18 protein-coding genes are annotated in these 22,392 nt (G+C 70.9%); 12 read left to right on the top strand and 6 right to left on the bottom strand.

What is annotated here, in order from left to right; translation table 11 throughout:
- Positions 1-4: 4 nt before the first annotated feature.
- Entirely contained in the window at positions 5-688 is a 684-nt protein-coding gene (locus ABD212_RS15845; RefSeq protein ID WP_344096435.1) for a response regulator, read from the bottom strand.
- Positions 685-1,908, bottom strand: a complete 1,224-nt coding sequence (locus tag ABD212_RS15840) for a sensor histidine kinase (protein ID WP_344096432.1) — start codon at positions 1,906-1,908, stop codon at positions 685-687. Before ABD212_RS15840 ends, ABD212_RS15845 begins: the two co-directional genes overlap by 4 nt.
- Positions 1,909-2,074: 166 nt before the next feature.
- Between ABD212_RS15840 and phoU the strand changes: the two genes are divergently transcribed.
- From phoU to ABD212_RS15785, 11 genes are all read left to right on the top strand, one after another.
- Positions 2,075-2,752 (top strand): phosphate signaling complex protein PhoU, encoded by a 678-nt coding sequence (phoU, locus tag ABD212_RS15835; protein ID WP_344096429.1) that lies wholly within the window; start codon positions 2,075-2,077, stop codon positions 2,750-2,752.
- A gap of 150 nt (positions 2,753-2,902) precedes the next feature.
- Entirely contained in the window at positions 2,903-4,288 is a 1,386-nt protein-coding gene (locus tag ABD212_RS15830) for a serine hydrolase domain-containing protein (protein ID WP_344096426.1), read from the top strand.
- Positions 4,289-4,344: 56 nt separating this feature from the next.
- Positions 4,345-5,934: an ABC transporter substrate-binding protein gene (locus ABD212_RS15825; protein WP_344096424.1), complete on the top strand. Its 1,590-nt coding sequence runs from the start codon at positions 4,345-4,347 to the stop codon at positions 5,932-5,934.
- A 40-nt stretch (positions 5,935-5,974) separates the two neighbouring features.
- A complete protein-coding gene (locus ABD212_RS15820) occupies positions 5,975-6,970 on the top strand; it encodes an ABC transporter permease (RefSeq protein ID WP_344096421.1) in 996 nt (331 codons plus the stop codon).
- Positions 6,970-8,904, top strand: a complete 1,935-nt coding sequence (locus tag ABD212_RS15815) for a dipeptide/oligopeptide/nickel ABC transporter permease/ATP-binding protein (RefSeq protein WP_344096419.1) — start codon at positions 6,970-6,972, stop codon at positions 8,902-8,904. Before ABD212_RS15820 ends, ABD212_RS15815 begins: the two co-directional genes overlap by 1 nt.
- Positions 8,901-9,647: an ABC transporter ATP-binding protein gene (locus ABD212_RS15810; RefSeq protein WP_344096417.1), complete on the top strand. Its 747-nt coding sequence runs from the start codon at positions 8,901-8,903 to the stop codon at positions 9,645-9,647. The genes ABD212_RS15815 and ABD212_RS15810 overlap by 4 nt, the downstream gene beginning before the upstream one ends.
- Before the next feature lie 52 nt (positions 9,648-9,699).
- Entirely contained in the window at positions 9,700-13,053 is a 3,354-nt protein-coding gene (locus ABD212_RS15805; protein ID WP_344096414.1) for a serine hydrolase, read from the top strand.
- The gene (locus ABD212_RS15800; RefSeq protein ID WP_344096411.1) at positions 13,050-14,174 is read left to right on the top strand and encodes a M20 family metallopeptidase; all 1,125 of its coding nucleotides are present in this window, start codon (positions 13,050-13,052) and stop codon (positions 14,172-14,174) included. Before ABD212_RS15805 ends, ABD212_RS15800 begins: the two co-directional genes overlap by 4 nt.
- A complete protein-coding gene (locus ABD212_RS15795) occupies positions 14,171-14,980 on the top strand; it encodes a GNAT family N-acetyltransferase (protein ID WP_344096409.1) in 810 nt (269 codons plus the stop codon). The genes ABD212_RS15800 and ABD212_RS15795 overlap by 4 nt, the downstream gene beginning before the upstream one ends.
- Positions 14,980-16,080 (top strand): o-succinylbenzoate synthase, encoded by a 1,101-nt coding sequence (menC, locus tag ABD212_RS15790; RefSeq protein WP_344096407.1) that lies wholly within the window; start codon positions 14,980-14,982, stop codon positions 16,078-16,080. Before ABD212_RS15795 ends, menC begins: the two co-directional genes overlap by 1 nt.
- 18 nt (positions 16,081-16,098) lie before the next feature.
- Entirely contained in the window at positions 16,099-17,736 is a 1,638-nt protein-coding gene (locus ABD212_RS15785; protein WP_344096405.1) for a PucR family transcriptional regulator, read from the top strand.
- Position 17,737: 1 nt separating this feature from the next.
- Here ABD212_RS15785 and ABD212_RS15780 read toward each other — a convergent pair whose 3' ends face one another.
- Positions 17,738-18,487: a phosphoglyceromutase gene (locus ABD212_RS15780; protein ID WP_344096403.1), complete on the bottom strand. Its 750-nt coding sequence runs from the start codon at positions 18,485-18,487 to the stop codon at positions 17,738-17,740.
- A gap of 89 nt (positions 18,488-18,576) precedes the next feature.
- On the opposite strand from ABD212_RS15780, the gene ABD212_RS15775 reads away from it, so the two are divergent.
- Positions 18,577-19,410: a class I SAM-dependent methyltransferase gene (locus ABD212_RS15775; protein WP_344096401.1), complete on the top strand. Its 834-nt coding sequence runs from the start codon at positions 18,577-18,579 to the stop codon at positions 19,408-19,410.
- 97 nt (positions 19,411-19,507) lie between these two features.
- Here the strand turns inward: ABD212_RS15775 and ABD212_RS15770 are convergent, their stop codons facing one another.
- The 3 genes from ABD212_RS15770 to ABD212_RS15760 are packed head-to-tail and all read right to left on the bottom strand — an operon-like array spanning position 19,508 to position 22,374.
- Positions 19,508-20,632, bottom strand: a complete 1,125-nt coding sequence (locus ABD212_RS15770) for an FUSC family protein (RefSeq protein WP_344096398.1) — start codon at positions 20,630-20,632, stop codon at positions 19,508-19,510.
- A gap of 10 nt (positions 20,633-20,642) precedes the next feature.
- Positions 20,643-21,749: a CAF17-like 4Fe-4S cluster assembly/insertion protein YgfZ gene (ygfZ, locus tag ABD212_RS15765; protein WP_344096396.1), complete on the bottom strand. Its 1,107-nt coding sequence runs from the start codon at positions 21,747-21,749 to the stop codon at positions 20,643-20,645.
- A gap of 16 nt (positions 21,750-21,765) precedes the next feature.
- Positions 21,766-22,374: a nitrobindin family protein gene (locus ABD212_RS15760; RefSeq protein WP_344096394.1), complete on the bottom strand. Its 609-nt coding sequence runs from the start codon at positions 22,372-22,374 to the stop codon at positions 21,766-21,768.
- Between the last annotated feature and the right edge of the window lie 18 nt (positions 22,375-22,392).

Here is a 22,392-nt window from a genome sequence, read left to right as displayed (position 1 = left end):
ACCGTCACGCTTCGAAGCGGTATCCCAATCCACGTACCGTGACGAGCATCGTCGGCTCGCTCGGGTTGGATTCGATGCGCGAGCGGATCCGCTTGATGTGCACGTCCAGCGTCTTCGTGTCGCCGAAGTAGTCGCTCCCCCACACCCGGTCGATCAGCTGGCCGCGTGTCAGGACGCGTCCGGCATTGCGCATCAGCACCTCGAGGAGTTCGAATTCCTTCAGCGGCATGCTGATCTCGTCGCCGGCGACTTCGACCGTGTGCCGATCGATGTCGAGGGTGACGCGTCCGCCCTCGAGGATGCGCTCGTCGAGGTCCGAATCCCCCTGGGACAGCCGGCGGAGCACCGCTCGCATGCGCGCCAGAAGCTCCCGCGACGAATACGGCTTCGTCACGTAGTCGTCCGCCCCCAGCTCCAGCCCGACGACGATGTCCACTTCGGAATCCTTCGCCGTCAGCATGATGATCGGCACTCCCGAGTGCGTCCGCACCTGACGGCACACCTCGGTCCCCGGCATCCCGGGCAGCATGAGATCGAGCAGGATGATGTCCGCGCCGTGCTCGCGGAATGCGTTCAGTGCCGCCGGCCCGTCCTCGGCGATCTCGACGTCGTACGCCTCGCGCCGCAGCAGATAGGCGAGCGGGTCTGCGAGATCCGGCTCGTCCTCGACGATCAGCACGCGGGTCATAGGATGTCTCCGTTCGTCGGCACTGTCCGGGGAGCCGTGACCCCGGCGGCACGCCGCTTGGGGCGCTTGCGCTTTTTGGGGGCGGCCTGGTCGAGCGGCGGATCGGTCTGCGGGAGGCGGATCGTGAAGGTCGAGCCACGACCGGGACGCGACCACAGCACGACCTCGCCGCCATGCCGCTGGACCGCGTGCTTGACGATCGACAGCCCGAGGCCGCTGCCCCCGGTGCGACGCGAACGGGCCTGGTCGGCGCGGTAGAAGCGCTCGAAGATGCGGTCCTGATCGCCTTCGGCGATGCCGATCCCGCGGTCGGTCACGGCGATCTCCACCACGTTGTCGGCGAGCTTCACACCGACGCCCACACTGGATCCCGCCGCGGAGTACGCGATCGCATTCGCGATGAGGTTGCCCACCGCTTCGCTGAGGACCTGGGGGTCTCCTCGCACGTACAGCCCGCGGGTCCCGCCGCGCACCACCTCGACGCCGGCGGACTTGGCCTGGACGGCGTGCGCCTCGAGCGAGGACGCCACGATCTCGTCCACCGCGACGAGTCGCTCCTCGCTGAGATCGTCGGCGGACTGCAGCCGCGAGAGATTCATGATGCGCGAGGTCAGCAGCGCCAGCCGGGCCGCTTCGGCGGTCAGGCGACCGGCGAAGTCGCGCACCTGGTCCGGGTCGTCCGCAGCGGACTCGATCGCCTCGGCGAGCAGGCTCACGGCGCCCACCGGGGTCTTCAGCTCATGGCTCGTGTTTGCCACGAAGTCCCGCCGCATCTGCTCGACGCGCTCGCGTTCGGTGATGTCTCTGATCACGAGCAGAGCGAGCCGCGGTGAGATACGGGTCGCGCGCACGACGACGAGGCGCGGCTCGGCGGGCGGAGCACCGCGCTGGAGGCGCATCGTCGAGGTCGCGGCCGACTCCGAGGTGCGGATGGTCCGCGCGACGGCACGCAGCTCCTCGGAAGGCAGTGCGACGCCCTCGATCAGACCGAAGGGCACTGCCGCAGCCGAAGCCGCGTGAACGGTGTACGACGCGTCGATGACGACCGCCGCGTCATCCATCCCGTGAAGCACTTCCCGCACGCCTTCGGGAATGTCCAACGACGTCTGCGCCCGCACCCTGTCGCGGGCGCGCACTGAAGCCATGATCACCGCTGCGACCGAGCCGCCGATGACGACTCCCGCGAGGAGGGCGAGCAGCGCGAGCTGCGTCGTGTCCATGTCACCAGCGTAGACGGCCGTCCCGGCCGCAGTCGGACCGACGCCGAGCCCCCGGGGGCGGCGCCCGCTACTATTCACCACGGGGGCACCAGCCGTTAACCTTCGGTGGCGACAATCGCCTGGGTCGCGAGGGCAATGCCTGCCCCTGGATCAGGAAAGGTGTGCAATGCGCGAAGTCTTCCATCATTCGCTCGAGGACGTCCAAGGCCGCCTCGTCGAGATCGCCGAACTCGTCACGGTCGCCATCGACAAGGCGACCCGATCTTTCGGCGAGAGCGACGTCGCGCTGGCCGAGGAGGTCATCGAAGCGGACGCGGTCATCGACCAGAAGGCGATCGCGCTCGACGAGCTCGCGATCGAGATCCTCGCGCGGCAGCAGCCGGTCGCCCGCGACCTGCGCATCGTCGTGAGCGCGCTGCGGATAAGCGCCTCGCTCGAGCGCATGGGCGACATCGCCGAGCACATCGCACAGCTCACCCGGATGCGCTTCCCCGAACGCGCGATTCCGAAGGGCCTGAAGTCCACATTCCGCAAGATGGGCGAGCTCGATGTCGACGTCGCCCGGCAGCTGACCGAGCTGCTTCGCACCCAGGACCTCGAGATCTCGGATGAGATCCGCAACAACGACGACCTCATCGACGACCTGCACGTCAGTGTCTTCGAGAAGGTGCTGAGCGACACCTGGCAGGGCGAGGCGTCCGCCACGGTCGACGCCACCCTCGCGAGCCGTTATCACGAGCGGTTCGCCGACCACGCGGTCTCTGTCGCCAAGAAGGTCGCGTACCTCGCGACCGGCGACTGGACCACCGAGACCGACGCCATCGAGGTCGTGTCCTCGTCCTGAGCGGGTCGTGCGGAAGAGATCGGATGCCGTCGGGGGGCTGCATCCGATCTCTTGCTTTTGTGCGGGCTTCGTTCGCTCCGACGAACCTGACGCCGTGATCTTGTGAAGCAGGACGAATGGAGTCGATCGCTGTCTTCTTAGGGTGAGGACATGCGCTCACTCGACGACATCGCTCAGTTCATCGCCGCCCGCTTCGCAGAGCTCGTCGCCGAGCACAAGGTGCCGGGCGCAGCCATCGCGGTCCTCAAGGACGGCGAGATCATCGACGCCGCTGCGGGCGTGCTCAGCACCGCCACGAAGGTCGAGGCGACGCCCGACTCGGTCTTCCAGATCGGCTCGATCACCAAGGTGTGGACGACGACGCTGGTGATGCAGCTCGTCGACGAGGGCCTGCTCGATCTCGATGCCCCCATCCGCAAGTACCTTCCCGAGTTCCGGCTGCGGGATGAGTCCGCCGCGGCATCCATCACCACCCGCCAGCTGCTGAGCCACCAGGCCGGCTTCGAAGGCGACGTGTTCACCGACACCGGCCGCGGCGACGACGCCGTCGAGAAGTACGTCGCGCTCATCTCCGACCTCCCGCAGCTCTTCTCGCCGGGCGAGCTCTTCTCGTACAACAACGTCGGCTTCAGCGTCCTGGGCCGACTCGTCGAGGTGCTGCGCGACAAGACGTGGGAGCAGGCGCTCGTCGACCACATCGTGACGCCCCTGGGACTCGTCCACGTCGCACCCAGCGCCTACGAGGCCATCCTCTTCCGGGCCGCAGTGGGCCACGTCGGACCCGGCGAGGACGGCGTGGAGATCCCGGCGCCGACCTGGGCGCTCGTGCGTTCGAACGAGCCGGCGGGCTCGATGCTGGCCATGAGCCCGCGCGACCTGCTCGGGTTCGTGGCCATGCATCTCGGCGAGGGCGCCGCGCCCGATGGCACCCGCATCCTGTCCCCGCTATCGGCGCGGGCGATGCGCACCCCGCAGGTCGTGCTGCCCCGTCTGACCGGCATGGGAGCGGCCTGGGGCCTCGGATGGGAGATCATCGCCGCAGACGCGCCGGTGGTGATCGGCCACGACGGCGGCACGATCGGCCAGTCCGCGTTCCTGCGCGTCGTGCCCGAGGCAGGCCTCGCCGTCGCGCTCCTGACGAACGGCGGAGACGTCTTCGGGCTGTTCGAGGACGTCGTCGGGCAGATCCTGCGCGAGGTCGCGGAGGTCACGCTCCCCGGTCTGCCCGTCCCGCTGGACGAGCCGGTCGCGGTCGAGCCCGCTCCGCTGCTGGGTCTCTACGCCGACACCATCTACGACCTGGTCGTGAGCGTCGACGACGACGGACGCATCTGGCTCGACCGGACGCCGAAGGACATCATGGCCGAGATCGGCGAGAAGCCGGTCCGCACCGAGCTCGTCGGCTTCGGCGAGGACTCGCTCATCGCCCGCGAGGCCACGCGCGGCATCCATCCCGTCTACGCGTTCCTCGGCGACGCCGGCGACGGCAAGCGCAAGTACATCCACTACGGCCGCGTCGTGACCCGCGCGGACTGACCAGGCTCATCCTCCACACAGCAAGCACCCGTCCGGCCATCACAGAGAGGGATCCCATGCGATCCATCAGAAAGCCAGCAATCACCGTCATCGCGGCGTCCGCCGCGCTCGCCACCCTCGCGGGCTGCTCGGCGGGGAGCGGCGGCGCCGCCCCCACCGACAAGTACGTCGACGGGGGGGACTTCGTCCTCGCCCTCTCGGCCGACCCCGGCTCGCTCGACCCGCAGATGTCCGCCGGCGGCGCCCTGTTCGCGGTCTCGAAGTTCGCCTATGACAACCTCGTCAGCGTCGACGACAAGGGCGAGATCGGCAGCCAGCTCGCGAAGGACTGGAAGGTCGACGGCACGACTGTGACGATGACCCTCAACGACGGCATCACCTGCTCGGATGGCACGGACTTCACGGCGCAGACAGCCGCCGACAACATCACGTGGGTCGCCGACCCGGCCAACAAGAGCCCGTTCCTCGGCGCCTATCTGCCCGCGGGCGCCACCGCCGCGGCATCCGGCAGCACTCTCACGGTGACCCTCGCGACGCCCGCGCCCTTCGTGCTGCAGGGTCTCGCAAACCTTCCGATGGTCTGCGACGCGGGCCTCAAGGACCGGTCCTCGCTCGCCTCGGCGACAAACGGCACCGGTCCGTACGTCCTCGACAAGGCGACGCCCAACGACAGCTACACCTACTCGGTGAACAAGAAGTACGCGTGGGGCCCGAACGGCGCGACCACCGAGGAGAAGGGCCTCCCCGCAACGGTGACCGCCCGGATCGTCACGAACGAGACCACGGCGGCGAACCTGCTGCTGTCGGGCGATGTCAACGCCGCGACGATCATCGGCCCCGACCGCGATCGGATCGAGGCGGCGAACCTCTTCGAGACGAAGACCCCCGCAGTCATCGGCGAGCAGTGGTTCAACCAGGCGAAGGGCCACCCGGCATTCGATCCCGCGGTGCGCCTCGCGCTGACGCAGGCTCTCGATCTCGCGCAGCTGCAGAAGGTCATCACGAGCGACAAGGGCGAAGCCGCGACGGCACTGGCAGTCCTGCCGCCGAGCGGCTGCACGTATGACGCCGTGAAGGGCAGCGTGCCCGCGACCGACCTGAACGGCGCGAAGGCCGCGCTGGACGACGCCGGATGGGTCGCGGGCGCCGACGGCATCCGCGCGAAGGACGGCAAGCCGCTGGCAGTCAGCTTCCAGTACGCCAACGCACTCGGAGCCGCAGGCGCCGCAGCAGCCGAGCTCGCCACTAATGCGTGGAAGGAGCTGGGCGTGCAGGTCGACGCCAAGCAGCAGGACGACACCACCCTGGCGGGAACGCTGTTCAGCGGCGGACCCTGGGACATCGCGTGGATCCCGGTCAACGTGAGCAGCCCCGATCAGCTGGTCGGATTCCTCTCGGGCGCGGCCGCGCCCAACGGAGCGAACTTCGCCTCGATCGACAACGCCGACTACAGTGCCGCGGTCACGTCGGCCATGGGCATGACCGGCACCGAGGGCTGCGACACCTGGAAGTCGGCGGAGGCCGCGCTGTACCAGGCCGCGGATGTGGTGCCGTTCGCGAACAGCGTCGTCCCGACGTTCGGCAAGAACGCCGAGTTCAGCGTGCTCGGAAACATCGAGCCGATGAGCATCCGGATGCTCGGCTGAGCCTTCCGGCCGGCACGACGACAGAGAGCAACAGCAGCAGATGACAGAGGCAGCCGCCCTCCCGGCGCAGGGGTTCCGGACGATCAGCGAGAACCGCTGGGTCCGTTTCACCACCCGTCGGGCAGGGCGGCTGCTGGTATCGCTGTGGGTCCTCGTGACCGCGGCGTTCCTCATGATCCACCTCGTGCCCGGTGATCCGATCCGCGCAGCGCTCGGACCGACTGCTTCGCCCGAGCTGGTGGCGCAGTGGCGCGAGGACCTCGGCCTGAACCTCCCCCTCTGGGAGCAGTACCTCCACTACCTGCAGGGTCTGTTCACCGGCGACCTCGGCACGTCGATCGTGTCGCGGGTGCCGGTGCTCGACATCATCGTGCAGCGCCTGCCCGCCACGGCATCCCTCGCGCTCCTCGCGTTCCTCGTCGCCGTCGTCGTGGGGGTTCCGATCGGCGTGATCGTGGCGGTCTCGACGCACCGCGGACGCGGCCGCGGCCTCGAACTGGGATTCGCAAGCGGCAGCGTGTTCGTATCGGCGATCCCCGACTTCCTGCTCGGTGTCGCCCTCGTCTACATCTTCGGCGTGCAGCTGCAGCTGCTGCCGGTCGCGGGACGCGAGGGGCCCGAGTCGTACATCCTGCCCGTCATCGCGCTTGCGCTCGGCCCCGCCGCGGTGCTCGCCCGCATCGTGCGCGTCGAGATGCTCACCGTCCTCGACGCCGACTACGTGCGGACCGCCCGGGCGAAGCGGCTGCCCCGCTGGCGCATCTACTTCAGCCACGCGCTTCCGAACGCCGTCACGGCGACGCTCACGCTCGCCGGGCTCATCCTCAGCTCACTGGTGATCGGCACGGTGTTCGTCGAGAGCGTCTTCGCCTGGCCGGGTCTGGGCAGCACCATCGTGAGCGCCATCCAGATGAAGGACTATCCGCTCGCCCAGGCGACCGTTCTCGTGTACGGGGCGCTCGTGCTCATCATCAACACGATCGTCGACTGGATCCTCGCCGTGCTCGATCCCCGCACCACCGTGGCGGACGCCTGATGAGCGCGTTCCGCCGGGTTCTCCGCACGCCTCTCGGTATCGCCGCCGTCACGCTCATGGCGCTCGTGGTGCTGACCGCGATCTTCGCTCCGATCATCTGGGGGACGCGGGCGGATGTCGTCGACACCGACAATCTGCTCGCACCCCCGTCGGCCGCCCATCCCATCGGCACCGACCACCTCGGGCGCGACCTCCTGATGCGCGTGCTCGTGGCGACCCGGCTCTCGCTCGTGCTCGCGCTGGCGGCGACGATCGTGAGTGTCATCGTCGGGATGATCCTCGGCATGGCGCCGTACCTCCTCGGGCGTCCCGGCCGTGCGGTCACCTGGTTCGTCGGCATCGCGGTGGCGTTCCCGGGCCTGCTGCTCGCCCTGTTCTTCGCGATCATCTTCGGCGCCGGATGGGTCGGAGCGGTGCTCGCCATCGGCTTCGCCGGCGCGCCCGCCTTCGCGCGGCTGTGTCAGACCCTCGTCGCCGGCGTCACCGAGCGCGATTACGTCGCGGCGGCCCGCATCGGCGGGGTGGGACGGCTGCCCATCCTCACCCGCCACATCCTGCCGAACATCGGCGAACCCCTGATCATCAACGCGACGATCGGCGCCGGCGGCGCCCTGCTGGCGTTCGCGGGCCTGTCGTTCATCGGCATCGGCGTGCAGCCGCCGGAGTACGACTGGGGGCGCCTGATGATGGAGGGCCTCCCCCGCATCTACATCAATCCCCTCGCCGCCATCGCACCAGGCATCGCCGTAGTCATCGCCGGGCTCGCCTTCAACCTGGTAGGCGAGGCGGCGGCGCGCGCCCTCGGCATCGAGTCGTCGGGAGTCGCGCCGCGGCTGAAGAAGACCCGCCCGGCCCCGATCCCGGCGCCGTCGGCCGTGCCGTCGGGGGCGGATGTCGTCCTCGAGGTCGTCAACCTCCGCACCACCTTCCCCGGCGCCGTGAGCCCCGTGCTGCCGGTGCGGGGAGTGAGCTTTTCGATCAGCCGCGGCGAAGCGGTCGGAATCGTCGGCGAGTCCGGCTCGGGCAAGTCCGTGACGGCGCTGTCGATCGCGCAGCTCGTGCAGGAGCCGGGGCAGGTCTCCGCCGACCGGCTCCGCTTCCTCGACCAGGACCTGCTGCACATCGAGCCGGAGCGGCTGCGGCGCCTGCTCGGCACCTCGATGGCGATGGTGTTCCAGGACCCGATGACGAGCTTCAACCCCACCAAGCGCATGGGCAGGCAGCTCGCCGAGGTCGCGACCGAGCACCAGCACCTCTCGCGCCGCGATGCCCTGGCGAAGGCCGTCGACCGGCTCGGCGCCGTGCGGCTGACCGATCCCGCCCATCGAGCGAGCCAGTACCCGCACGAGTTCTCCGGCGGCATGCGGCAGCGCGCCATGATCGGCATGGGGCTCATGTCGACGCCCGCGCTCATCATCGCCGACGAGCCGACGACGGCGCTCGACGTCACGGTGCAGAAGCAGGTGCTGGACCTGCTCCAGTCGATCCGTCGCCGGGACGGCATCGCACTCCTGCTCATCAGCCACGACGTCTCGGTCGTGGCCGAGATCTGCGACCGCGTGCTGGTGATGTACGCGGGGCGGATCGTCGAGGACCTGCCGTCCGCCGACCTCGCGACCGCGGCACGCCACCCCTACACGCGCGCGCTGCTGGCCGCCGTGCCGGACATGGACACCGACGTCTCCGAGCCGCTCGCAACCGTCCCCGGCCGGGCGGCGGATCCGTCGCAGCTGCCGGCCGGGTGCGCGTACGCCGCTCGCTGCCCGCTCGCCGACGACCACTGCCGTGCCGTCGACCCCGACCTCGTCGCCGACGTCACCGGCCGGCGGGTCGCCTGCTGGCACGCCGGAGAGCCGCTGCAGCTCGGCATCCCCACCATCCGCGGCGTGATCGACATCGAGGACGTCGTCGACATCGAGGAGGTGATCGCATGAGCGAGCTGCGATTCGATGACGTCACGGTGCGCTACGGCTCGGGCCGCACGGCGATGACGGCCGTCGACGGAGTGAGCCTGACGGTCCCGGACGGCGAGATCCTCGGTCTCGTGGGCGAGTCGGGTTCGGGCAAGTCGACCCTCGCACGCGCGGCCGTCGGCCTCGCACCGATCAGCTCGGGCCGGGTCCTGCTCGACGAGCGGCCCGTGCCGCAGATCCGGCCACGGCCGCTGCAGATGGTCTTCCAGGACCCGTACTCGTCACTGGACCCCCGCATGACGATCGGAGCCAGCGTCGCGGAGCTGCTGCCCCCGCGGATGAAGCGCTCCGAACGACGGGACGAGGTCGCGCGGCTCCTCGAGCTCGTGCACCTGGACGCATCCCGAGCGAAGGAGTATCCGGCTCGGATGTCGGGCGGGCAGCGCCAGCGCGTCGCGCTCGCCCGAGCCCTCGCCGGCCGCCCTCAGGTGCTGATCGCCGACGAGATCACCTCGGCACTGGATGTCTCGATCCAGGGCTCGGTGCTCAACCTCGTGCGCGAGCTGCAGCCCGAACTCGGGCTCTCGATGCTCTTCATCTCGCACAACCTGGCCGTCGTCCGCTACGTCGCGAAGCGGATCGCGGTCATGTACCGCGGCCGGATCGTCGAAGAGGGACCGGCCGAGGAGGTCCTCGGCGATCCGCGCCACGACTACACCCGAGCGCTCCTGACGGCCCTCCCGCACGCGCACAAGACCCGATGACCCGATGACCCCTGACAGCATCCACCCCACCCCGCACTCAAAAGGAGCAACCGTGACCCGCAGACTTCGCACCGACGATCTGCCCGCACTGACCATCGCCGGCCAGCCCGCCATCTCACCGGACGCCTCGCGCATCGCCTATGTGGTGCGCGGAAACGACCTCGACGCCGACAAGCCCACCGAATCCATCTGGCTGACGGATGCCGCGGGCGCCGCGCGGCGCCTGACCCAGGGGACCGCCGACAGCACGCCGGCCATCTCATCGGACGGCGAGACCCTCGCCTTCCAGCGCGACGGCCAGCTGTGGACGCTGCCGCTGTCCGGCGGCGACGCGACGAAGCGGACGAGCCTCCCGATCTCGGCAGGCGCCCCGCTGTGGAGCCCCGACGCCACCCGCATCGCGTTCATCGCCCCCGTCGACGGCGACGCAGCGGTCGGTGAAGCCGATGCCGACCGCGAGCGCCGCGCGTCGAGCCCCATCGTCGCGGACGCCCTGGGCTACCAGGCCGACGGCATGGGCTTCGTCCGGGGCGTCCGGATGCAGCTGCACGTCCTCGACCTCGCATCCGGCGACGTGCGCCAGGTGACGGATGCCGACGCCCACGTCGGCAGCGCATCGTGGAGCCCCGACTCGAAGAAGCTGGGCTTCACCGCCATGCCGGTCACGCAGGATCTCGACCCGCGGTCGCCCCTGCACGTGATCGATGCGGCCGACGTCAAGGCGCGGCCCCACCTCGTCGCATTCGTCGACGGCTTCGCCGGGACGGTGTCGTTCGCGCCCGACGGCGAGACGCTCGTCGTCGTCGGCTGGGAGGGCGCGCCGAGCGGCCACGCCGGCCTCTACGCGGTGGATGCCGCAACGGGGTCGACCAGGCAGCTCGCGGCATCCCTCGATCGCAACGTCATGCCCGGCGCACCGGCGTATCCCGGCGCGCTCCCCCAGTTCACGGCATCCGGCGATGTGCTCTTCGCCGTCCGCGACCGCGGCTGCACCCACCTGTACGCCGTCGCGCTCGGCGGCGGCGAGCCCCGGCTCGTGCACGGCGGCGACGGCAACGTCGTGAGCGGACTGTCCGTCGCCGGCTCGTCCGCGGCGATCGCGCTGTCGACGCCGACCTCGTTCGGCGAGATCGTCATGATCGACCTGGAGTCGGGCGCCGAGACCACGGTCTCGTCGAACGGCTCGGCGCCGGAGGGCACCGAGCCGTACGTGCGGACATCGCGCGAGTTCACGATCAGCGACGGCCTCACCGTGCAGGGCTGGCTCCTGCGCGACCCCGAGGTCACGGGCGCGACCCCGCTGCTCGTCGACGTCCACGGCGGTCCGCACAACGCCTGGAACGGCGCAGCCGACGACATGCACCTCTACCACCAGGAGCTCGCCTCCCGCGGCTGGACCGTGCTCACCGTGAATCCGCGCGGCAGCGACGGCTACGGCGAGTCGTTCTACACCGCCGTCTTCGGCGCATGGGGCACGGCCGACGCGCAGGACTTCCTCGAGCCGATCGACCAGCTGGTCGCGGAGGGTCTCGTCGACCCGCAGCGCCTCGCGCTGACCGGCTACAGCTACGGCGGCTTCATGACGTGCTACCTGACCGGGCACGACCAGCGCTTCGCCGCGGCGGTCGCCGGCGGCGTGGTCTCGGACCTGACGAGCATCGGCGGCACGAGCGACGACGCGCACCTGATCAACGACATCGAGCTCGGCGCGATGCCCTGGCACGCGGCCGACCGGGACCGTCTCGCCGCCATGTCGCCGTACACGAACGTCGACAAGGTCACGACCCCGACCCTCGTCCTGCATGGTGCGAACGATGTCCGGTGCCCGGTCGGCCAGGCCGAGCAGTGGCACTACGCGCTGCGCGAGCGGGGCGTCGAGACGCGCATGGTGCTCTACCCCGGCGGCAGCCACATCTTCCCGCTCCTGGGGAGGCCCAGCCACCGCATCGACTACGGCTCCCGCGTCGTCGAGTGGGTGGAGCGCTTCGCGGGCGACGCAGCGGGCGCGCGTCCGGCTCCGATCGACATCGCACACTGGCAGCGGCGCCTCACCGCGCTCGCCACGCGGCACAAGGTCCCCGGCGCTCAGCTCGGCATCCTGCGCTTCGCGCCGGGCCGCGAAGACGAGCTCGTCACGGCCTCGACCGGCACGCTGAACAAGAACATCAAGACCGGCGCCCCGGTGACCGAGGACTCGATCTTCCAGATCGGCTCGATCTCGAAGGTCTGGACGTCCACGGTGATCCTGCGACTCATCGAGGACGGTCACTTCACCCTCGACACGCCCGCGATCGACGTGCTCCCCGACCTGAAGCTCATCAACGACGAGCTGACCCAGGGCATCACGATCCGCCACCTGCTGACCCACACCAGCGGGCTCGACGGTGACGTGTTCACCGACACTGGCCGCGGCGACGACAACCTCGAGCTCTACGTCGCATCGCTCGTGGATGCCGCGCAGAACCACCCGATCGGCGCGACGTGGTCGTACTCGAACTCGGGATTCAGCGTGCTCGGCCGCATCATCGAAGTCGTCACGGGCATGACGTGGGACACCGCGATGCGCGAGCTGCTGTTCACCCCGCTCGGGCTCACCCACACCGTCACGCTGCCCGAGGAGGCGATCCTCTTCGCCCCCGCCGTCGGGCACGTCGACACCCCCGATGGGCAGATCGTGACGCCCGCGTGGGGCCTGCAGCGCTCCGCCGGTCCGGCCGGTCTCATCACCGCGCGCGTCGCCGACGTGCTTGCCTTCGCGCGTCTGCACATGGCCGGCGGCGTCACCCAGGACGGCACGCGCCTTCTCGCCGAGGAGACCGTCGCGGACATGCAGGCCTTCCAGGCGGACCTGCCCGACAAGGACTCGCTGGGCGACTCGTGGGGCCTCGGCTGGATCCGCTTCGACTGGAACGGCGAGCGCCTCTACGGTCACGACGGCAACACGCTGGGGCAGGCGGCGTTCATGCGCATCCACCCCGGGACCGGTCTCGCGGTGGCGCTCCTCACCAACGGCGGGAACACTCACGACTTCTACGAGGACCTCTACCGCGAGATCTTCGCCGAGGTGGCGGATGTCGAGATGAAGCACCCGCTCGAGGCCCCCGCCGAGCCCGCCGACGTCGACCTCAACGCGCACGTCGGCGTCTACGAGCGCGCGTCGGTGCGGATGGAGATCCTCGTCGACGACCACGGGCCTCGCCTCCGCACGGAGGTGCTGGGGCACCTGGCCGCCCTCGTGCCGGAACCGGTGGAGGAGTACCCTCTGCTCCCCGTCAGCGAGGACCGGTACCTGCTGCGCCCTCCGGGTACCGAGACCTGGATGCCGGTCACCTTCTACTCGCTGCCGACCGGTGAGGAGTACGTCCACTTCGGTGCGCGCGCCACACCGAAGCGCGTAGACGCATGACCATCGTGACGAGCGGCCCGGAGGTGCGTCCGGCGATGCTCGACGACATCCGGCGGCTCGTCGAATGCGAGTCCCCCTCGTCGGACCACGCCGCGATCGCGCGCTCGGCCGACGTCGTCGCAGGGATCGGAGCCGGGCTTCTCGGCTCCGATCCCGAGCGGATCGTGCTCGACGGCGTGACGCACCTGCGCTGGCGGCTGGGCGGCCCGACGAAGGTGCTCGTGCTCGCGCACCACGACACGGTGTGGCCGCTCGGTTCGCTCGCCACGCATCCGTTCGTGGTGGAGGACGGCATCGTTCGAGGACCGGGATGCTTCGACATGAAATGCGGTCTCGCGATGGCCCTCCACGCGATCGCGTCCCTCCCCTCGCACGAAGGGATCACGCTTCTCGTCACCGGCGACGAGGAAGTCGGCTCCGCGACATCCCGCGCGCTCATCGAGTCCGAGGCCGCCGCCGCGCGAGCCGCGCTCGTCCTCGAGGCCTCCGCGGACGGCGGCGCGCTGAAGCTCGCGCGCAAGGGCGTGTCCACGTACGAGGTGCACATCGCCGGACGAGCGGCGCACGCCGGCCTCGAGCCCGAGCGCGGCGCCAATGCCGCGGTCGAGCTGGCGTACCAGGTGCTCGCGATCGCCGCATTGGGCGATCCGGATGCCGGCACCACCGTCACGCCGACGGTGCTGTCCGCCGGCACCACCGTCAACACCGTGCCGTCCAGCGCGGTGGTGTTCGTCGACTCGCGTGCGTGGACGACGACGGAACAGGATCGGGTGGATGCCGGCATCCGCTCATCGATGTCCCATGTGCAGGGGGCGGCTCTCGAGGTCCGCGGCGGGCCGAACCGGCCGCCGCTGGAGCGTTCGGCATCCGCCGAGCTCTTCGCGTCGGCGCAGGCGGTCGCCGCGGACCTCGGGATGGCCCCTCTCACATCGGCGGAGGTCGGCGGCGGCAGCGACGGCAACTTCACGGCCGGCGTGGGCATCCCGACCCTCGACGGACTCGGTGCGGTCGGCGGCGGCGCGCACGCCGACCACGAGCATGTCGTGGTGTCGGAGCTCGAGCCGCGCACGCGGCTTCTCGCCGGGCTGATCTCGCGGATCCTCGAGGCGGACCGGCCATGATGTCGATCGAGCTCGCGGCCGTCGCCGATCCGCTCGCATCGGCCGACTCCGCCGCGAGCGCCGCCGCGTCCGCCGCCGGCGTGACGCTTCGCGAGCTGACGCGACTCGACGAGCACCACGCCGCCGGCGAGCTGCTGGCGCAGATCTGGGGACGGCCCGAGAACCCGCCCATCGCCCCCGAGCTGCTGCGCGCCTTCGGCAAGTCGGGCGGATACATCGCCGGGGCGTTCGACGGCGAACTGCTCGTCGGCGTCACGGTCGGCTTCCACGCGGCGCCGGACCTGCGATCGCTGCACAGCCACATCGCCGGCATCCTTCCGGCCGTCGCCGGTCGCTCGATCGGCTACGCCATGAAGCTGCATCAGCGCGCGTGGGCCCTCGCCCGCGGCATCCCGATCATCGAGTGGACGTTCGATCCGCTCGTGGCGCGGAATGCCTACTTCAACATCCGCAAGCTCGCGGCCATGCCGGTCGAGTACCTGACGAATTTCTACGGGATCATGGGCGACGGCATCAACGGCGAGGATGAAACGGATCGCCTGCTCATCAGGTGGCGGCTGCTGGACGACGACGTCACCGCCGCAGCCGTGACCCGCCGCGCAGCCACCGTGGATGCCGGCACGCCCGGGTGCGTGCACGTCGCGGTCCCGGCCGACATCGAATCGCTGCGTCGCCAGAGCCCCGCCCAGGCCCGGGAATGGCGCCTGCGCGTGAGGGCGGAGCTCGGCGCCGCCCTCGCCGGGGGCGGCCGGATCATCGGGTTCGACCGCGTCACCGGATACATCGTCAAGACGGAGGAGCACTGATGAGACTGCACGGGTTCGAACTGCGACGGGTGGCCATGCCTCTCGTCTCGCCCTTCCGGACGTCGTTCGGCACCCAGACCGAGCGCGACGTGCTTCTCGTCCGCGCCATCACCGACGGCGCCGACGGATGGGGCGAGTGCGTCGTACTCAGCGATCCGCTGTACTCGCCGGAGTATGTGGACGCGGCCGTCGATGTCATGCGACGTCACCTCATCCCCGCCCTCGCCGGGGTGACCGACGCTCCGGGCGTCGGCGAGGCGCTGAAGGCGTTCAAGGGGCACCGCATGTCGAAGGGCGCTCTGGAGATGGCGGTGCTGGACGCCGAGCTGCGCACCGAGGGGCGCTCGTTCGCCCGGGAGCTCGGCTCGGTGCACGACCGCGTGCCGTGCGGAGTGTCGGTGGGGATCATGGACTCCATCCCGGCATTGCTCGACGCCGTCGACGGCTACCTGTCGGAAGGCTACGTCCGCATCAAGCTCAAGATCGAACCGGGGTGGGATGTGGACGCCGTCCGCGCGGTGCGCGAGCGGTTCGGCGACGACGTGCTGCTGCAGGTCGACGCGAACACGGCCTATACGCTCCGCGACGCCCGTCACCTCGCCAAGCTCGACGACTTCGACCTGCTCCTGATCGAGCAGCCGCTCGAGGAGGAGGACATCCTGGGGCATGCCGACCTCGCACGCATCGTCCGCACCCCGATCTGCCTGGACGAGTCGATCACATCGGCGCAGACCGCTGCCGCGGCGATCCGCCTCGGCGCGACCCAGGTGATCAACATCAAGCCAGGCCGGGTCGGAGGGTATCTGGAGGCGCGCCGCATCCACGACCTCGCCGTCGCGCACGGGATCGCGGTGTGGTGCGGAGGCATGGTCGAGTCCGGGATCGGCCGGGCGGCCAACGTCGCCCTCGCCTCGCTGCCGGGCTTCACACTCCCCGGCGACGTGTCGGCGAGCGACCGGTTCTACCATCAGGACATCACGGCGCCGTTCGTCATGCGCGACGGCCACCTCGACGTCCCCACCGGACCGGGGCTCGGCGTCGAGCCCGACGAGACGATCCTCGAATCGCTCACCACCTGGGTGGAGCAGGTCACGATCTGAGCGGTTAGGCTCCCCAGCATGACCCAGCGGCCCCGCGCGAGCCTGCGCCGGGTCCTCGACGACCTCGGCCACACGCTGCTCGACCTCGCGCACGGCGATGTCGATGCGACCGCCGACGTCGGCGGCGTCGTCATCTACGACGCCCTCGACGAGCCGGTTTACCCGCCCCGCGCGTTCGTGCTGGGGGTGGGAGTGGAAGCCGACCAGGTCGCCGCCCTCGTCCGCACCCTCTCGGAGCACGGCGCCGTCGCGCTGGTCGTGCGCGCCCCCGTCGACCTCGATGATCAGACGCGCGCCGCGATCGAGGCATCCGGGGTCGCCCTTGTCGGTCTCGCGCGAGGCGCGACCTGGGTGCAGCTCGCCGCGCTCGTCCGCTCGCTGCTCGCCGACGGCGACATCGGCGAGGCGGAGCGCGAGTCGATCGGCGGCCTGCCGTCGGGGGACCTGTTCGCCGTGGCGAACGCCATCGCGGCGCTCCTCGACGCCCCCGTCACCATCGAGGACCGGTCCTCACGCGTCCTGGCGTTCTCCGGCCGGCAGGAGGAGGCGGACGCGTCGCGCGCCGAGACGATCATCGGCCGTCAGGTGCCCGAGCGCTACGCGCGGATCCTGACCGAGCGCGGCATCTTCCGCGACCTGTACCGCTACGACCGGCCGGTCATCGTCGACCCCGTGATCCTCGGGACCGAGGGGATCACGACCCAGCGCATCGCCATCGGCGTGCGGGCCGGCGACGAGGTGCTCGGTTCGGTGTGGGCGGCGATGGACGGCCCGCTCACGCCGCAGCGGGCGGCAGGACTGCGGGATGCCGCGAAGCTCGTCGCCCTGCATCTGCTCCGTGTTCGCGCCGGCGCCGATGTCCAGCGCCGGCTGTCGACCGAGCTCGTCGGCACGGCCCTCGAGGGCGGGGTCGGCGCGCGCGACGCGCTCGCCCGGCTCGGACTCATCGGCCATCGCGTCTCGGTCGTCGGAGCCGCGCTGGTGCGCGATCCCCAGACCGAGCCGTCGACACGGGCGGAGCAGATGCTCATCGCAGACCAGCAGCGTTTCGCCGACGCCCTGGCGGTGCACCTCGCCGCGGTGCGCCCCGGCGCCGCCGTGGCCTTGGTCGGAGACGTCGCATACGGCATCTTCCCCACCGTGGGCGACGCCGAGACGGCCGAAGAGCGCGGCGCCGCGATCGCGCACGACTTCCTCGAGCGCGTCGGGACGCGGATGCCGGCCGTCGTCGCGGTCGGACCCGCCGCCGCCGAGGTCAGCGCGATCGCGCAGTCGCGGGCGACGGTGGATCGCATCCTGCGGGTGCTCCGGCAGAGCGGGGGGCCGGCGCGTGTCGCCCGCGCGGCCGATGTGCAGCTCGAGTCGCTCGTGCTGGAGCTGCGCGACCTGTCCGCGAGCCGCGGGGACGGGCCGATGGAGCCCATCGCGCGGCTGATCTCGTACGACGAGCGCCACGATGCTCAGCTCGTGGCCACGCTGCGCGCCTGGCTCGAGACATTCGGCGACGTCGCTGCGGCGTCCGCGTCGCAGTTCGTGCACGCCAACACGTTCCGGTACCGGCTCCGGCGGGTCCAGGAGATCAGCGGACTGGACCTCGACGATTCCGACGCCCGGTTCGCCGCGATGCTGCAGCTGCGGATGCTGGGGCCGAGCTGAGCTACCTCTTGCCCTGGGCGGCCACGGCTGCCGCGCCCGCGGCGGCCGCCTCCGGATCGAGGTACTCGGCGGCGCCGAGCGGTGTGAGGTCCTCGTCGAGCCGATAGACGAGCGGGATGCCGGTGGGGATGTTCAGCTCGGCGATGTCGGCGTCGCTGATCCCGTCGAGGTGCTTCACGAGTCCGCGAAGCGAGTTGCCGTGCGCCGTGACGAGCACCGTCTTGCCGGCGCGCAGATCGGCGGCGATGTCGCTCTCCCAGTACGGCAGCAGGCGGTCGATCACGAGCTTGAGCGACTCGGTGCGCGGGATGTCGCCGTCGATGCCGGCGTACCGCGGGTCGTGGACCTGGCTGTATTCGCTGTCGTCGTCGAGCAGCGGCGGCGGGACGTCGAACGAGCGCCGCCACAGCATGAACTGGTCCTGACCGAACTCGGCGAGCGTCTGCGCCTTGTCCTTGCCCTGCAGGGCACCGTAGTGACGCTCGTTGAGGCGCCACGAGCGCTTGACAGGGATCCACAGCCGGTCGGCGGCATCCAGTGCGATGTCGGCGGTCTGGATCGCGCGGCTCAGCACGGAGGTGTACAGGATGTCGGGGTGCAGGTCCGCCTCGGCGAGCAGCTCGCCGCCGCGCCGGGCTTCCGCCTCGCCCTTCTCGGAGAGCCGGACGTCGACCCATCCGGTGAAGAGGTTGAGCTCGTTCCAGGTGCTCTGGCCATGGCGGAGCAGGATCAGCGTGTAGGGCGCGGTCATGTGCCCCATGATAGCCAGCACCTTTGCCTCAGACGTGACGTCGAACCTCGGGAGCGCATGCCCCGACCCAGCACTGACATCATGGGCTCATGCGCTCCGGTCGCTCCCCCGTCGGACAGGTGACCCGCGGCACCACGGGCACGAACCGGCTGCGACGCGTCGATCGGTGGATCGCCCGGCATCCTGCTCTCCGTGGCGCAGCAGACCCGCTCGTGGTGGATCTCGGGTACGGGGCGAGCGGCGTCACGGCCCTCGAGCTGCACGCCCGCCTGGCCCGCGCCCGCCCCGATGTCGAGGTGCTGGGCCTCGAGATCGACCCGGCACGCGTCTCCGGAGCACAGGCCCAGCTCGCCGAGGTGCGGGCAGGTCGCACCCCGTTCGCCCCCGACGCCCGCGTCTCGTTCGGCCTCGGCGGCTTCGAGATCGCGACACCGCAGGGCCGACCCCCGGCCGTGATCCGTGCCATGAACGTCCTCCGTCAGTACGACGAGAGCGATGTGTCCGAGGCGTGGCGCCGGATGGCCGGTCGCCTCTCGCCGAACGGCCTGCTGGTCGAGGGGACCTGCGACGAGCTCGGTCGCATCGTCACGTGGGTCGCGATCGGCTCGGATGCCACGCCCCGAACGCTCACCGTGTCGCTGCGCCTCTCCGGGCTCGAGCATCCCGCGATCGCGGCCGAGCGACTGCCGAAGACGCTCATCCACCGCAACGTCCCCGGCGAGCGGGTGCACGGGTTCCTGCGCGCCCTCGACACGGAGTGGGAGCGCGCGGCCGGCATGTCGCCGTTCGGTCCGGTGCAGCGATGGCAGGCGGCGCTGGCGACGATGCGGGATGCCGGATGGCCGCTGCTCGAGCGTTCCCGCTGGCGGCTCGGCGAGGTCACCGTGCCGTGGGAAGCCGTGGCGCCGGCATCCGGTCTTTGAGCGAACCGAACGCGAGACGAAACGCCACAGACGTGACGATCGGCTCAGCGCGTTTCGTCTCGGTCGCTTCGCGTCCTCGCTCGACGACCGCGGGGGCTCAGATCCGCGGCACGCACGCCCGCGCCTCGGCGGATTCCATGCCGGTGGCGACGAGCAGGTCCACGGCGAGGGGCCGCATCGCCGCGATCAGGTTCTGGTCGCCGAACCCGGCCCCCGGCAGCAGCGTCGCCGGATCCAGACGCGCCGCCACGGCGCGCAGCGTCTCCTGGGCGATCGGCTCGAGCGAGATGTCGGTGAGCGATCCGCGGATCAGGTCGCACGCGCGCAGGAGTTCGCCGAGCACTTCCGCCGCCACCGGGCGGGCCTGTCCGTCGTCGCAGAGGTAGACCACGCGCCGCGCGACCACCCGCAGGTTGCGCGTCGCGAGGTCCATCGCCTGACGGATCCGCTCGTGGCGCTCGAGGTCGAAGCGCTGCCGGCGAAGGAATGGCGAGATGCGCGCGATCGCGAGCCCCGAATCGAGCGACTCGCGCCAGGCATCCACGAGCGACTGCAGTGCCCGGGCCTTCTCGAGCCCGCGCGCGGCTCGCAGGCGGTCGCCACGGCGAAGCGCCTGCGACAGCGTCCCGGCAGTGCTGTCGACCGCGTCGAAGAGCGCTCCGCCATCGCGGACCTCGGCGGCGCGCGGATTGCGCGGGATGAGTGCCGTGACCAGCAGCGCGGCGACACCGCCGACCACGCCGTCGACGAGCCTGATCCACGGGGCGCCCGCCGGGATCACCATCACGATGAGCGACTGGATGGCGGCGGCGATCGCGAATCCGGGCTGCGCCGACAGGAACCGCGCAACCCCCAGCGTGAGAGCGAGTGCGAGCGCCAGCTGCCACCAGCCCGAGCCGGCCACGAGCAGCAGCAGCTCGGCGACGAGGATCCCCACCAGCATCCCGACCACCGTCTCGAGCACGCGCCGCGGCCGCGCGTCGCGGACGAGTCCGAGGCTCGAGACCGTGACGGTCGCCGCCAGAAGCGGTGCCGGGTGCCCCAGCACGTACACGGCGAACACATACGCGCCCGTCGCCGCGACGACGATCTGAAGGATCGGGACGGCCGAATCCCCGACGCGCGCGAATCCCCGGCGCGGATCGAGGCGCGCCCGCCAGCCTGTGGGGATCGTCGCGGTCAGCGCCGAAGTCGGGGGTGACGGGTCGCGGCCGCCGTTCACGCGGCGTCGCTCACTTCGCGGGCGCGCGCCGTGAGAGCCGCGTCAGCCGCGGCACGTTCGCCGTCGCCCCTGCCTCGGGGGGGACGATGACCTCCTGTGCGGCAGAGATCGTGCCCGCATCGGTCTCGACCGTCAGCTCGGCGTCGACGGGCACGCCGCGGCGCACCACGGCCAGCGCGATCGGACCCTCCTCGAAGTGCAGGATGGCCGAGGTCACGGCGCCGACGACGTCGGCGCCCACGCGCACCGCGGCACCGCGCGACGGCAGCACGCTGTCGCTGCCGTCGAGCTGCAGAGCGACGAGTCGTCGCGGCGGGTGTCCGAGGTTGTGCACCTTGGCGACCGTCTCCTGGCCGCGATAGCAGCCCTTGCTCAGGTGCACGGCGGTGCGGATCCAGTCGAGCTCGTGAGGCAGCACCCGTTCATCGACCTCGGCCGACCAGCTCGGCCGCCACGCGGCCACGCGGAGGGCGTCGGCCGCGAGCAGCCCGGCGAGTGCGACCTCTCCCGCCGCCGCGGCATCCGCGACGCGCTGCGCCTCGGCATGCGTGACGATGGCCTCCGCCCAGTCGCGGTCCGCTCCGGGATGCTGCTCGACCACCGCATAGCCGTACCCGCCGGCCGTGATGCCCGGCCAGGGGTCGTGCCAGACGAGCGGCACGTCCGCGGGCGCCGCGGCGGCGACCGCGTCGAGCGCCGCCGACGTTCCGCCGATGACCGCGTACTCGTCGCCGGCGTCGCGCGGATCCACGCGCAGGCGGAACCGCATCTTGCGCAGCCACGACAGCAGGCCCTCGGCATCACCCCGGTCGACGATGAGCCACGCGGTCTCGCCGTCGTCGATGACGGATGCCGCATGCTCGACGTGTCCGTGCGGGTCGAGCACGAGCAGCTCGGTGCTCTCCCCGGGCGCGAGCGCGGTCAGCGCCTGCGAGGTGAGCGAGTCGAGCCACGAAAGCCGGTCCTCGCCCGTGACTGCGAGCACGGTTCGGTCGCCGAGGGGCGCGACCGCCGCGCCCGACGCCAGCGCGCGCTGCTCGCCGAGCGGGTTGCCCAGATGGCGCAGGCCCCGTTCGTCGACGACGGCCCCCGGGAGTCCTGCGAACGGGTCCGACATCATCACGTGCCTTTCGTCATTCGACCCGCGCGAGGCGGGCCGATGCGTGCGCTGCCAGCTCACGGCCGAGCGCCGCCATGTCCCAGGCCCAGAGCAGGTGCCCGTCCACGAGACCGTACATCCGAGACGCGGCGGCGTACGTCTTCGCACCGGCCGGGCGGACGACGGCATCCGTGGCGATGTCGATGCGGGGGCCTTTGATCTGTCCGAGGTACAGCTCGCTGACCCCGTCGGCGTGCACCAGGGAAACCTCGATGTCGAAGCCGCCGGCCGGGTTGCGCAGCGCCTCGACGTCGTCCGCCGTGCGCGGCACAGCCGCCGCGGCCGGCGGGAGCAGACCGGGTCCGGCGTCGGCATCCGTGGCGGGCCGCGCGAGGCGCCAGTATCCCATCTCGGCCACCAGCAGCGTCGCAGGCGCCTCGTCGGCTGCGGCCGCGCCCTGCAGCCACGCGCTCGCGGAGTAGTTCAGGTAGTCGCCGCCGTCGTGGCTGAAGCTCACCCGGTGGCTGAACTCGCCCGTGAAGGCGTGATCGTCGTAGTCGATGACGCCGGTGCCCTCCCAGATGCCCACGAGCCACGACAGCGGCGCGAGATCGGCGGGGAGGTCGGTCGGCAGGTCGAACACGGCGCGACCTGTCAGCGC

The sequence above is a fragment of the Microbacterium deminutum genome (genome assembly GCF_039530205.1).
GTDB lineage: Bacteria > Actinomycetota > Actinomycetes > Actinomycetales > Microbacteriaceae > Microbacterium > Microbacterium deminutum.
Note: the sequence above shows the minus strand (reverse complement) of the source record. Positions and strands in the feature narration are given on the sequence as shown.

Bases quoted from the DNA above. Each gene is read 5' to 3' on its own strand.
- ABD212_RS15840 (WP_344096432.1), bottom strand. From the start codon at position 1,908: ATGGACACGACGCAGCTCGCGCTGCTCGCCCTCCTCGCGGGAGTCGTC.
- ABD212_RS15815 (WP_344096419.1), top strand. From the start codon at position 6,970: ATGAGCGCGTTCCGCCGGGTTCTCCGCACGCCTCTCGGTATCGCCGCC.
- menC (WP_344096407.1), top strand. From the start codon at position 14,980: ATGAGACTGCACGGGTTCGAACTGCGACGGGTGGCCATGCCTCTCGTC.
- ygfZ (WP_344096396.1), bottom strand. From the start codon at position 21,749: ATGTCGGACCCGTTCGCAGGACTCCCGGGGGCCGTCGTCGACGAACGG.
- ABD212_RS15825 (WP_344096424.1), top strand. From the start codon at position 4,345: ATGCGATCCATCAGAAAGCCAGCAATCACCGTCATCGCGGCGTCCGCC.
- ABD212_RS15820 (WP_344096421.1), top strand. From the start codon at position 5,975: ATGACAGAGGCAGCCGCCCTCCCGGCGCAGGGGTTCCGGACGATCAGC.
- phoU (WP_344096429.1), top strand. From the start codon at position 2,075: ATGCGCGAAGTCTTCCATCATTCGCTCGAGGACGTCCAAGGCCGCCTC.
- ABD212_RS15795 (WP_344096409.1), top strand. From the start codon at position 14,171: ATGATGTCGATCGAGCTCGCGGCCGTCGCCGATCCGCTCGCATCGGCC.
- ABD212_RS15830 (WP_344096426.1), top strand. From the start codon at position 2,903: ATGCGCTCACTCGACGACATCGCTCAGTTCATCGCCGCCCGCTTCGCA.
- ABD212_RS15800 (WP_344096411.1), top strand. From the start codon at position 13,050: ATGACCATCGTGACGAGCGGCCCGGAGGTGCGTCCGGCGATGCTCGAC.
- ABD212_RS15845 (WP_344096435.1), bottom strand. From the start codon at position 688: ATGACCCGCGTGCTGATCGTCGAGGACGAGCCGGATCTCGCAGACCCG.
- ABD212_RS15810 (WP_344096417.1), top strand. From the start codon at position 8,901: ATGAGCGAGCTGCGATTCGATGACGTCACGGTGCGCTACGGCTCGGGC.
- ABD212_RS15785 (WP_344096405.1), top strand. From the start codon at position 16,099: ATGACCCAGCGGCCCCGCGCGAGCCTGCGCCGGGTCCTCGACGACCTC.
- ABD212_RS15775 (WP_344096401.1), top strand. From the start codon at position 18,577: ATGCGCTCCGGTCGCTCCCCCGTCGGACAGGTGACCCGCGGCACCACG.
- ABD212_RS15780 (WP_344096403.1), bottom strand. From the start codon at position 18,487: ATGACCGCGCCCTACACGCTGATCCTGCTCCGCCATGGCCAGAGCACC.